12 protein-coding genes and 1 riboswitch are annotated in these 12387 nt (G+C 57.4%); all 12 genes read right to left on the bottom strand.

Translation table 11 applies throughout. The annotated features are described in order from the left end of the window. Positions 1-335: 335 nt before the first annotated feature. On the bottom strand, positions 336-953 hold the full coding sequence (gene purN / locus CJP46_RS17620) for a phosphoribosylglycinamide formyltransferase (protein ID WP_094596951.1): 618 nt from the start codon (positions 951-953) through the stop codon (positions 336-338). After that, positions 953-1993 carry a phosphoribosylformylglycinamidine cyclo-ligase gene (purM, locus tag CJP46_RS17615; RefSeq protein ID WP_094596950.1) on the bottom strand — a complete coding sequence of 347 codons (1041 nt, stop codon included), beginning with the start codon at positions 1991-1993 and terminating at the stop codon, positions 953-955. Before purM ends, purN begins: the two co-directional genes overlap by 1 nt. Positions 1994-2129: 136 nt before the next feature. Then, on the bottom strand, positions 2130-3611 hold the full coding sequence (purF, locus tag CJP46_RS17610; protein ID WP_094596949.1) for an amidophosphoribosyltransferase: 1482 nt from the start codon (positions 3609-3611) through the stop codon (positions 2130-2132). Further along, positions 3596-5839: a phosphoribosylformylglycinamidine synthase subunit PurL gene (gene purL / locus CJP46_RS17605; protein WP_094596948.1), complete on the bottom strand. Its 2244-nt coding sequence runs from the start codon at positions 5837-5839 to the stop codon at positions 3596-3598. Before purL ends, purF begins: the two co-directional genes overlap by 16 nt. Then, a complete protein-coding gene (gene purQ, locus CJP46_RS17600) occupies positions 5817-6506 on the bottom strand; it encodes a phosphoribosylformylglycinamidine synthase subunit PurQ (RefSeq protein WP_094596947.1) in 690 nt (229 codons plus the stop codon). The genes purL and purQ overlap by 23 nt, the downstream gene beginning before the upstream one ends. 5 nt (positions 6507-6511) lie before the next feature. Beyond that, a complete protein-coding gene (gene purS, locus CJP46_RS17595; RefSeq protein ID WP_094596946.1) occupies positions 6512-6757 on the bottom strand; it encodes a phosphoribosylformylglycinamidine synthase subunit PurS in 246 nt (81 codons plus the stop codon). A 104-nt stretch (positions 6758-6861) separates the two neighbouring features. Further along, entirely contained in the window at positions 6862-7749 is an 888-nt protein-coding gene (locus CJP46_RS17590; protein WP_094596945.1) for a phosphoribosylaminoimidazolesuccinocarboxamide synthase, read from the bottom strand. Positions 7750-8036: 287 nt separating this feature from the next. Further along, on the bottom strand, positions 8037-9332 hold the full coding sequence (gene purB / locus CJP46_RS17585; protein ID WP_094596944.1) for an adenylosuccinate lyase: 1296 nt from the start codon (positions 9330-9332) through the stop codon (positions 8037-8039). 3 nt (positions 9333-9335) lie between these two features. Further along, positions 9336-10511: a 5-(carboxyamino)imidazole ribonucleotide synthase gene (gene purK, locus CJP46_RS17580; protein WP_094596943.1), complete on the bottom strand. Its 1176-nt coding sequence runs from the start codon at positions 10509-10511 to the stop codon at positions 9336-9338. Continuing rightward, a complete protein-coding gene (purE, locus tag CJP46_RS17575) occupies positions 10508-10993 on the bottom strand; it encodes a 5-(carboxyamino)imidazole ribonucleotide mutase (RefSeq protein WP_094596942.1) in 486 nt (161 codons plus the stop codon). The genes purK and purE overlap by 4 nt, the downstream gene beginning before the upstream one ends. Before the next feature lie 167 nt (positions 10994-11160). After that, a riboswitch (purine riboswitch) is annotated at positions 11161-11262 on the bottom strand. Between the two features lie 217 nt (positions 11263-11479). Beyond that, positions 11480-11914, bottom strand: coding sequence for a universal stress protein (locus CJP46_RS17570; protein WP_094596941.1), 435 nt, complete (start codon positions 11912-11914; stop codon positions 11480-11482). A gap of 99 nt (positions 11915-12013) precedes the next feature. Then, positions 12014-12277 (bottom strand): DUF1294 domain-containing protein, encoded by a 264-nt coding sequence (locus CJP46_RS17565; RefSeq protein ID WP_094596940.1) that lies wholly within the window; start codon positions 12275-12277, stop codon positions 12014-12016. Positions 12278-12387 lie beyond the last annotated feature (110 nt).

The raw sequence follows: 12387 nt of genomic DNA, 5'->3' as shown, positions 1-12387 counted from the left end.
TCCCGAGAAATATCGAAAAGATTACCCGGCATCCGCCGGAAGCGGGCCGAGCCGACAAAACCGTCAAATCCCTCCACAAAGCGCACCTTTTGCTCCGATAACGGTCAGGTCCTTTGCGTGAACATCGAAATTTATCATTTCTTATATAAGTTGAACTATTGAAATGGATGTTCGGAATCGTTCTACTCCTTTGCCCTGCATCCTATTCTTTAATCAACTTATATTAAACGAAAAGCCGCTGGCAGCCGCCGCCATTCATGTCGGACGCGCGGCGGCTGTCCCTTTATCCCCTTATCTTCTGTATCTCTGTAACCATCCAACAACAACGTCAGGTATTATCCCTTAAGCAGCGTGACCTTCCGGCCATCCAGCTTGACTCTCCCCTGGGCAAAAAGAGCAACAACCTGCGGATACAGAGCGCGTTCCACAGCGTGCACCGCCTGCGCAAAGGACTCCTCCGTCTCATGCTCGGCCACCTCGATCGCCCGCTGGGCGATAATCGGTCCGGTATCCATGCCGCCGTCCACAAAATGCACGGTTACACCGCTCAGCTTGACGCCATAGTCCAGCGCTTGTCCGATCGCGTTTGTCCCGGGAAATGCCGGGAGCAGCGACGGATGAATGTTGATCAGGCGTCCCGCATATTTGTCGACGATCACGGAAGTCAGCAGACGCATGTAACCTGCCAGCACGACAAGGTCGATGTCCAATTCCTCGAGCTTGGCGACGATTTCCGCCTCATATTCCTCGCGCGATCCGTACTGTTTGGGAACGAACAGATGCGTGGGAATGCCCAGGCGCTCCGCCCGGCCGACGACAGGGGCCGCCGGTTTGTCGCAGACGAGCAGCTCCACCGTCGCGCCGCCGAGCCTTCCCTCAGCGGCCGCTTCGGCCAATGCCTGAAAATTGCTTCCCGTGCCGGAAGCAAACACAGCAACCCGGTAACCGCTCATTAGACATCGGCTCCCGTAAAGGTCACAACCGATTCGCCAGGCGTTACCGACCCGATGATGTACGCTTCCTCGCCATTCGCCTTGAGCAGCTCCAGTGCCTGCTGTGCATCGCCTTCGCTGACGACAAGGACAAGCCCGATGCCCATGTTGAACGTGGTGAACATATCGCGGTTGGCAATGCTGCCCTTGCTCTGCATCAGTTCAAAGATCGGCAGGATCGGCCAGGAACCGTAACGAATATCCACGTTGACGTTCGCAGGCAGCATGCGCGGAATGTTCTCGATGAAGCCGCCGCCAGTGATATGCGCCATGCCTTTCACGTTGACCTTTTCCAGCAGAGCCAGCAGAGGTTTCACATAGATCTTGGTCGGCGTCAGCAGGACGTCGCCCAGCTTGCTGCCAAGTTCAGGGATTTCATCGTGCAGGCTGTAGCCGGACTGCTCGAGCAGAAGCTTGCGCACCAGGGAGAAGCCGTTGCTGTGCACGCCGCTCGACGCGATGCCGATGACCGTATCGCCAGGGGTGATGGCCGCGCCGTTGATGATTTTGCTTTTATCTACAACGCCAACCGTAAAGCCGGCGATATCGTATTCGCCTTCGGCGTACATGCCAGGCATCTCGGCGGTTTCGCCGCCGATCAGCGCGCAGCCGGACTGATGGCAGCCCTCGGCGATGCCGGCCACGATCGCTTCAATCTTCTCCGGCACGACTTTGTCGCATGCCAAGTAGTCGAGGAAAAACAGCGGCTCCGCGCCCTGCACCACGATGTCGTTGACACACATGGCCACCGCATCGATCCCGATCGTGTCATGGCGATCCATGGCGAAGGCGATTTTCAGCTTGGTGCCGACCCCGTCCGTTCCGGAAACGAGCACGGGCTCCTCATATTTGTCCTTGTTCAGGCCGAACAGCGCTCCGAAGCCGCCAAGATCGGTCATCACTTCCGGACGGAACGTCCGTTTCACGTGCTTCTTCATCCGTTCTACCGCTTCATTCCCTGCCGCGATATCTACACCGGCATTTTTATAAGCCTCAGACACTCCCACGACACTCCTTTGTCAGATGCTCCGCCTCTATTTTAAGCGGGTAAAGTATTCATATCCTGAATCGATCCACGGGCACAAGCAAGCCTTCGGCCCGGGACACGATCGGCAATCACCTTGCATGCCAAGCTTCCTAGCAGCTGCAGCCAAACTTCTCTTCACCGTTAAAATCGAGCCGCGTTGGATAATCGTTGTCGAAACAAGCGAGGCACAGCCCGCCCTTGTAATCGTCCGCATTATTGCCTGCAATCGCGGTGATCAGACCTTCCGGGCTAAGGAACGCCAGCGAATCGGCGTTAATTTCCCGGCAAATTTCTTCCACCGACTTGCTTGAGGCAATCAGCTCGCGCCGATCCGGCGTGTCGATGCCGTAAAAGCACGGATTTTTAAAAGGCGGCGACGTAATCCGCACATGCACTTCCAACGCCCCGGCGTCGCGAAGCAGGTTCACGATCCGGCGGGAGGTTGTGCCGCGGACGATCGAATCGTCGATCATGACGACACGCTGGCCTTCGACCACGCGCCGCACGGCGCTGAGCTTCATCTTGACGCCCTGCTCGCGCAGCTCCTGGCTCGGCTGGATGAACGTACGGCCCGTATATTTATTTTTGATGAGTCCCATCTCGTACGGAATGCCCGTCTGCTCCGCGTAACCGATCGCCGCGGAGATGCTGGAATCCGGCACGCCGGTTACGATGTCGGCGTCGACGAACGACTCGATCGCCATCCGGCTGCCCATCCGCTTGCGGGCGGCGTGCTGGTTCGAGCCGTTCATGTCGCTGTCCGGGCGGGCAAAATAGATGTACTCCATCGCGCATAGCGACTTGCGGTGCTTTTTCTCCTCGAACCGGTCTTCATGAAGGCCGTCTTTGTCGAGAATAAGCAGCTCGCCCGGCTCGATGTCGCGGATCAGCTCCGCGCCGATCGTCTCGAGCGCGCAGGTCTCCGAGGCGAAAATATACGCCTCCCCGAGCTTGCCCATGGTCAGCGGCCGCAGCCCGTGCGGATCCGACGCGACCAGCAGCCGGTCGTTCGTCATGATCAGGAACGCGTAGCCGCCGACGATGCGGTTGAACGCGTCTTTGGCGGCGGAGACGAGATCTTTGGAAGAGCGCGCGATCAGATGCGCGATGACCTCCGTGTCGCTCGTCGTCTGAAAAATCGACCCGCCTTCCTCCAGCTCGCGCCGGATTTGCGGTGCGTTCACGATGTTGCCGTTGGTCGCCACGGCCAGGTCGCCGTCACGGTACTTGAACACCAGCGGCTGCGCGTTCGTCAGCTTGCTGTCGCCGCTCGTCGAATAGCGCACGTGGCCGATGGAGATGTCCCCGGTCAGGGAAGCCATCATGTCCTTGTCGAATACTTCTTTGACGAGGCCCATGCCGCGGTGATAGTGGAACTCTTCGCGGTCGCTGACGCACATTCCCGCGCTCTCTTCCCCGCGGTGCTGCAGGGCATGCAGCCCATAGTAGGACAAAGAAGCGGCGTCCGGGTGTCCGTAGACCCCGAACACGCCGCATTCTTCTTTTAATTTGTCGAACAGCCCGTCTTTGCCGGAGCCTTCGTTATAGTAGTCTCCCGTCCACAGCGTTTGCGGTGTTACTTCATGAGACATGGAATCGCATCCTCCCAGACCTGCTTCAAGCCTCCTACGCTTTCGTTCACGGCCGAAGCTCCGTTGATGTCAACCACCAGACTGTCGCCTTCCACGATGCCGATTTCGGCAACCGGCACGCCTTGACCTTCAATATAAGCTTTCAGCTGCTCTGCCTTGTCCCGGGATGCCGAGAGCAGGATACGGGATTGGGATTCGCTGAACAGGGCCACGTCGGGACGCAGGCCCGTTTCGACATGCGCCTGGGCGCCCAGCGAACCGCTGATGCAGGATTCGGCCAGCGCCGCCGCGAGGCCGCCCTCGGACAGGTCATGCGCCGACTGCACGAGTCCTTGCTGGATGGCGCCAAGCACGGAAGACAACAGCTTTTTCTCCGTATCCAGATCGAGTGCCGGTGGACGTCCTTCCGTTGCCCCATGCACGACGTATTGGAACTCGCTGCCGCCCAGCTCCGCTTTTGTGTCGCCGAGCAGGAAGATGACGTCGCCTTCTTGTTTGAAGCCTTGTGTCGTAATATGATCCGTATCATGCACCAGACCGACCATGCCGACGACCGGCGTCGGATAGATCGCTCCGCTGGCGTTTTCATTGTACAGGCTGACGTTACCGCCGATGACCGGCGTATCCAGCACGCGGCAGGCCTCGGCCATGCCGTCCACCGCACGCTCCATCTGCCAGAAAATATCCGGCTTCTCCGGACTGCCGAAGTTCAGGTTGTCCGTGATCGCCAGCGGCTCGGCGCCCGAGCAGACGATGTTGCGCGCGGCTTCGCTGACCGCGATGCGGCCGCCGACTTCCGGATCGAGATACACGTACCGTCCGTTGCAGTCGGTCGTCATCGCGAGGCCTTTGCGCGTGCCTGGGATGGTAACCACCGCCGCGTCGGATCCCGGACGGACCGCCGTGCTCGTGCGGACCATGTAATCGTACTGATTGTATACCCAAGCTTTGCTGGCGACCGTCGGGGAAGCCAAAACCTGCTTCAGGGCGCCGCCCAGGTCCTTCACTTCTTCGTAGCGCAGCGTATCGACGCCAGCGTTTGCTTCATAATAAGCAGGCACGCTCGACGGCTTGTTATACACCGGGCACTCGTCGACGAGCGCGGTAACCGGCATGTCGCCCACCACTTCGCCGTGGTGGAACAGCTTGAGGCGGCCGTCGTCGGTAACTTTGCCGACTTTAGCGCAGATGACGCCCCACCGTTCGAAAATTTCCATCGCCTGCGCTTCGTCCTTCGGCTCGACGACGAACAGCATGCGCTCCTGGGATTCGGAGAGCATCATTTCGTATGGCGTCATGCCTTCTTCCCGCTGCGGCACCTGGTCGAGGTACAGCTCCAGGCCGTTGCCTGCCTTACTCGCCATCTCCGCGCTGGAGCAGGTCAAGCCGGCTGCGCCCATGTCCTGAATGCCGAGCACGATCCCGGAATCGATCAGTTCCAGTGTCGACTCCATCACGAGCTTCTCCATGAACGGATCGCCGACCTGAACGGCCGTCTTCTTCGCTTCCGACTCTTCGCTGAGCTCAACCGAAGCGAACGTCGCCCCGTGAATGCCGTCGCGGCCGGTTGGAGGGCCTACGTAAAAGACTGGGTTGCCTACGCCTTTAGCCACGCCGCGCTGAATTTTGTCGTGGTCGATCAGACCGACGCACATGGCGTTAACCAGAGGATTGCCGTCGTAGCTGTTGTCGAACATCACTTCACCGGCCACCGTCGGAATGCCGATGCAGTTGCCGTATCCGGCGATGCCGGCCACGACATGCTCGAACAGATACTTCACGCGGTCGCTTTCGAGCTTGCCGAAACGCAGCGAGTTGAGCAGCGCCACAGGTCTTGCGCCCATCGAGAAAATGTCGCGGATAATGCCGCCCACGCCGGTCGCAGCGCCTTGGTAAGGCTCCACCGCGGAAGGATGGTTATGGCTTTCGATTTTGAACACGACCGCCTGGTTGTCGCCAATGTCGACGATGCCCGCGCCTTCGCCCGGTCCCATCAGCACCCGCGGACCGCTGGTCGGGAAGCGGCGCAGCAGCGGCTTCGAATTTTTGTATGCACAGTGCTCAGACCACATGACGCTGAACACGCCGATTTCGGTATAGTTCGGCTGACGTCCCATAAAGGAGCAGATCAGCTCGTATTCACTGTCCGATACCCCAAACTGCTGATAGATTTTCTGTTCCGCAATCTGTGCTGCGGTCGGTTCCTTAGCGGACACTTGCTGCGCCATGGGTATCCCTCCAAGCCTTCAAAATGGATGTAAACATACGCTTGCCGTCCTCGGAGCCGAGCAGGGAGTTCACTGCGCGTTCCGGGTGCGGCATCATGCCGACGACGTTGCCGCGCTCGTTGCAAATGCCGGCGATATCCAGAATGGAGCCGTTCGGATTGTCGCCATAAGTGAAGACGATCTGGTTATTTTCCTGAAGACGCGCGAGCGTCTCTTCATCACAGTAATAGTTCCCTTCGCCATGGGCGATCGGAATGACGATTTCCTCATTTTCACGGTAATCGGTCGTAAACGGCGTGCGGTTGTTCGCCACCTTCAGCACCGTGTCATGGCAGCGGAACTTCATGGTCGTGTTGCGCAGCAGCGCGCCCGGCAGCAGACCCGCCTCCGTCAAAATTTGAAATCCGTTGCAAATGCCGAGAATGTACTTGCCTTGCTCCGCGGCCTTGGCCACTTCACTCATCACCGGAGCAAACCGCGAGATCGCCCCGCAGCGAAGGTAGTCGCCGTAAGAGAAACCGCCCGGAACCAGAATACAGTCGTAAGCGGACAGATCCGTTGCCGTATGCCATACGTAATCGACGGGCTCCCCTACTGTTTCCTCCACCGCTTTGTAGCAGTCGATATCACAGTTGGAGCCGGGAAAGACGAGAACTGCAAATTTCATGGATGTTAGCCCTCCAATTCGTATCGGTAATCCTCGACCACCGTATTCGCCAGAAGCTTTTCACACATGGCTTTGACGCGTTTTTCCGCCTCAGCACGGTCATTCGTATCCAGCTGAAGCTCCATGTATTTCCCGATGCGGAGGCTCGACACTTCTTCGAATCCCATCGAATGAAGCGCTCCCTGCACCGCAACCCCCTGCGGATCGAGTACGCCCTGCTTAATTGTGACATAGACCGTAGCTTTCATCATGATCTTCTAGTTCCTCCTCTAGGAATGAGTGAATGAATCCTTTCAGGCCTGCATTTGCTAAAATCGTCGAAAGCCACAGTTGGCTTTTCTTTAGAACAATCTATCTAAACACGCTTCGTCAGTCGTTCGAAAATATCCACGTATCTGCGGGTCGTCTCGATCACCACCGCCTGCGGCAGCGGGTCCGGCTGGCTGTTCTTGTCCCATGGGGCCTGGGCCAGGTAGGCTCGCACCGGCTCTTTGTCCATGCTGTCGATCTCGATGTCCAGCGCGTAGTTTTCCTTCGCCCAGAAGCGGGAGGAGTCCGGCGTAAAAATTTCGTCGATGAGGATCACCTTGCCGTCCAGTACGCCGAATTCGAACTTGCAGTCCGCCAAAATAATGCCGCGCTCATCGCAGTACCGCCGCGCGAAGTCGTACAGCTTCAGGCTCTTCTCCTGCAGCTCCAGCGCCAGCTCCGCACCGATCAATTCCTTCATTCGCTCCATCGAGATGTCCTCGTCATGGCCGACATCGTTCTTGGCCGCCGGCGTGAAGATCGGCTCCGGAAACGCCTCGTTCTTGCGGATGCCCTCCGGCAGCTTGATGCCATTGACTTCGCCGTTCGCCTGGTACTGTCTCCAGCCGCCGCCGGTGATATAACCGCGAACGACGCATTCCATGTCGATCCGCTCGGCTTTGCGGACCACCATGATCCGGTCCTTCAAGAGCTCCTTGTTCTTCGCCACGGCGCCCAGGCGCTCTACGTCGGTATGGACGACATGGTTGTCCATGAAGTCCTTCGTCTCTTCGAACCAGAACGCGCTCAGCTTGTTCAGCACGTTGCCCTTCTCGGGCACCGGCGGCTCCAGCACATAGTCAAAAGCGGATATGCGGTCGGTAACCACGATCAGCACATGCTCCCCCAAATCGTAAAGCTCGCGCACCTTGCCTTTGTACAGCAGCGGCGCGTTTACCAGTTCCACAGCGGTCGATACAGTCGGTGATGTCATGCGAATCCTCCCCACTCTTTTCGGCTCAACACTCTTAAATCATCCTTAGTCGTCAGCGAAGCAGCCGCTGCAGTTACGGATCGTTCCGCCGATCGCTGTTGTCTCCAAATTTCATGATCAGTCGCTCTTAGATAGCGGTTGAAATTCGGAGACAAAGGCGAACGCTACCGCTTCTTTGGATCGATTCCGTCCCTTTCGCTGCAGTCGCTGAAGATGTGCTATGATGTTGAGTCCATCATTCTTCAAGCCTCTAATACGGGTCACACCCAACTTCTAAACGAGCCCTCTTAATTCAAGCCGAGCTTCTTGAAAATCGTGTCCACGTGCTTCAGGTGCCACGACGGATTAAACGCATCTTCGATCTCTTCCGGGCTGAGCGCCTCCGTAATTTCCGGCGTCGCCTCCACAATGTCGCGGAACTGGCGCTGCTCTTCCCACGCCTGCATCGCCCGCGGCTGCACGGTATCGTACGCCTGCTCGCGGCTGAAGCCTTTGTCGATCAGCTTCGTCATAACGCGGCCGGAGAACGGCACGCCGTAGGTACGGGCCATGTTACGCTTCATGTTTTCCGGGAACACGGTCAGGTTCTTCACGATGTTGCCGAAGCGGTTCAGCATGTAGTTCAGCAGCATGGTCGCATCCGGCAGGATGATCCGCTCCACGGAGGAGTGCGAAATATCGCGCTCGTGCCAGAGGGCTACGTCCTCATAGGCGGTCACCATGTGGCCGCGGATCACGCGCGAGAGGCCCGAGATGTTCTCGCAGCCGATCGGGTTGCGCTTGTGCGGCATCGCCGAGGAGCCCTTCTGGCCTTTGGCGAAGGCTTCTTCGACTTCGCGCACTTCGCTCTTCTGCAGCGCGCGGATTTCGGTCGCAAACTTGTCGAGCGACGTCGCGATCAGCGCCAGCGTTGCCATGTATTCGGCATGGCGGTCACGCTGCAGCGTCTGCGTGGAGATCGGAGCCGGGCTCGTGCCGAGCTTCTTGCAGACGAACTCTTCCACGAACGGGTCGATGTTGGCGTAAGTGCCGACCGCGCCGGAAATTTTGCCGAACTGGACGCCGTTCGCCGCATGGCGGAAACGCTCCAGGTTACGCTTCATTTCCTCGTACCAGAGAGCCATCTTCAGGCCGAATGTCGTCGGCTCGGCATGAACGCCGTGCGTGCGCCCCATCATCGGCGTGTCTTTGTAAGCAACTGCTTTGTCCTTCAAAATCTCGATGAAGTTCACAATATCCTTCTCCAAAATTTCGTTCGCTTGGCGAAGCAGGTATCCAAGCGCCGTGTCGACCACATCGGTGGAGGTCAAGCCGTAATGCACCCATTTGCGCTCCTGTCCAAGGCTTTCCGAAACTGCGCGGGTAAAGGCGATGACGTCATGGCGCGTTTCCTGCTCGATTTCGTAGATCCGGTCGATGTCGAATTTGGCGTTCTCACGAAGCAGTTTCGTGTCTTCCTTCGGAATGACTCCCAGCTCGGCCCAAGCTTCGCATGCGCACAGCTCCACTTCCAGCCATGCCTTGAATTTATTTTCTTCGGTCCAGATGGCCCGCATTTCCGGTCTGCTGTAACGTTCGATCATAAATTATCCTTGCCTCCAGATGTTAGTTTGTTCAACCCAGTCGAGTCCGTCCTGCACGTCTTTGCACAGCAGGTTGATATGTCCCATTTTACGGTCTTTCTTGACTTCGCTTTTTCCATATAAATGAAGCTTCGGCACTACGCCGTAATCGGTGACGGCGGTGCTTGGTCTGCCGCTTGCGTGTATGACCTGTTCCAGATGCTGGCCGAGCACGTTGACCATGACGACCGGGGTCAGCAGCGTCGTATCGCCGAGCGGCATATTGCACACGGCGCGAACATGCTGCTCGAACTGCGAGGTGGCGCAGGCCTCCATCGTGTAGTGGCCGGAGTTGTGCGGACGCGGCGCCAGCTCATTGACGTACAGCTGCCCATCCTTCGTCACGAACATCTCCACGGCCAGCAGGCCGACCGCTCCCAAATGCTGCACGAGCTGCTCCGCCAGCTTGCGGGCTTCCCGCTGAACCTGCTCCTCGACTCTCGCTGGAACGATCGACAGGTGCAAAATGTTGTTCACATGAATATTTTCTGCCACCGGGAAGCTTTTTACTTCCCCTTTCGGACTGCGGGCGGCAATGACTGAAATTTCGCATTGAAAATCAACGAATTTCTCCAGTACCAGCTCGCGTCCGCTGGCTGCCAGTTCTTCGTAAGCCGCCTCGAGCTGATCCTCCGAGCGGAGAACGATCTGGCCTTTGCCGTCGTAGCCGCCGGTAGCGGTCTTCAGCACGCCGGGAAGCCCAAGCTCGGCAGCCGCCTCTTTGAGGCTCTCCAGGCTCGTAATTTCCCGGTACGGCGCCACGGGCACGCCTGCCGCTTCGATCGCCCGCTTCTCCCGCAGGCGGTGCTGCGTCGTATAGAGCAGCGCGCTTCCTTGCGGCACCCTGGATTCTTTCTCCAGCAGCGCGGCGACTTCCGCGTCGACGTTCTCGAATTCGTACGTGATGACATCCGACGCCGCCGCCAAACGACGGGCCGCCTGAACGTCGTCGTAAGCCGCTTCAATCTGTCCCGATACCTGCCCGCAGGGAGAATCCTGCGCCGGATCCAGCGTGATGAAGCGGTACCCCATGGCGGTTCCGGCCAACGCCATCATCCGTCCCAGCTGGCCGCCGCCCAGAATACCGATGGTGGAACCAGGGAGCCATGTCTGCTGCGATGCATGATTGCTGCTGCTCATAGCGAATCACTGCTTTCCAGCACTTCGTCGCGGATCGCATCTCTCCGCGCCTGTACCCGCGCCTGAACTTCGCTGTCATAGGCACCGATGATTTGCGCGGCCAGGAGGCCCGCATTCGTGGCGCCTGCCTTGCCGATCGCCACCGTCGCGACCGGAATGCCGCCCGGCATCTGAACGATCGACAGAAGCGAATCCAGGCCGTTCAGCGCCTTGGACTGCACAGGCACGCCGATGACCGGCAGCGTCGTCTTGGACGCTACCATGCCCGGTAAATGCGCGGCACCGCCGGCTCCGGCGATAATGACCTTGAGGCCGCGCTCCGCCGCCTGCTCCGCAAAGTCAAACATCAGGTCCGGCGTCCGGTGCGCGGACACGACCTTTTTCTCATACGGAATTTGCAGTTCGTCCAGGACGAGACATGCATGCTGCATCGTTTCCCAATCCGATTTGCTGCCCATGATGACAGCGACCGCTGCTGACATGTTTCAACCCACTTTCCCAAAGTTTTTTATTCATTCGGGGGAGAGACCCAAAAAGGCCCGGTGCCCGAGAAAATACGTTGACTTTCAGGATACCGGACCGGGTAAGGAATACTGCTGCCTCAAGCGCAGCAAGGAGCGAAGCCCTTCCGTCCATCGGAACCGGCGCCAGCTCGGCAGTATTCCCTCGTAGTCCGGACATTTACGGTATCCGGGTAGAAACTTCCGGGCCATATCCCCGGCTTTATACGAGATCAATTCATTCAATTATTTGTTCATTCCCTTAACCATCAAGCGATGGTTTTTGCCTCTTCCATTCCCATAAAGCTTTACATCTAACAGTTTAACAATCCCCTACACAACATGTCAACTAAAACACGAACAATTAAAACAGTGTAAAATCGAATGTTCGGGTTTTGCCGCCGATCATTCCTAAAACAAAACCAGTGTACCCCATATTCGGGGCACACTGGCTTACAATCCCATCATTTATTTCACGACAAGCACCGGAATGGTCGCATGCTGCACGACGTTGTGGCTGACGCTGCCGAGCACAAATTCGCGGATTCCGCCCAGACCACGGCTGCCGATCACGATCAAGTCATTGCCTTTTTCCTTGGCATATTCCAGAATGACTTCCGCAGGTCCGCCCTGGATCATCTCCGCATTATAGGCGACACCCTCGCCGTCGAGACGCTTCTTCACTTCCGCGACCGTCTGCTCAGCGAGCTCGTAGAAGTCCTGGTTGACGGAAGCCGGAATCGGAGCCATGCCTTCGCCGATGAATACGCGCGGGAAATCAAAGACATGTACGACGTCGATCACCGCGTCCGGTGCTGCTTTCGCTAGTTCGATTGCACGTTCAAGAGCCTTGTTGGCAGCATTGGAACCATCGTAAGCCAAAAGAATTTTGGAGAATAACATGTGGACCCACCTACGCTTTCTCTGTATGAAGTGTGAATTGAGATGTTATTAAACCGATTCAGCAAGATATGAAACCACTTTGTACCATAAAGCGAGAAATCAACTCATGAAAAATGCGTACAAAACCGCGTTAACGAACAGCAGCAGCGGTATCCCGATCCGAAAACTCAGGTGCCTGGTCTTATGGCGTTTGCGGTACATGGCAATCAGTACGCCCAGCGCACCGCCAATGGCCGCAAGCAGAAAGAGCGTTCTTTCCGGCACACGGTCGCGCCTGTTCCTTGCCCTTCTTTTATCCTCGGACATGATCAGGTAACCTACCGCGTTGATAAAAATAAACCAGATCAAGAGCGCCGTTCTCACCTACGCAACCACCCCCGTTCTACTGCTTACTTCTATTATAAAACTTTACTAGCCAAGAGACAAACCGCCATTCTTCCGTCTTCCAGCATTCCCAGCAAAATCGCCTTCCT

The organism is Paenibacillus sp. XY044 (genome assembly GCF_002257645.1).
Taxonomy (GTDB): domain Bacteria; phylum Bacillota; class Bacilli; order Paenibacillales; family Paenibacillaceae; genus Paenibacillus_AQ.
Note: the sequence above shows the minus strand (reverse complement) of the source record. Positions and strands in the feature narration are given on the sequence as shown.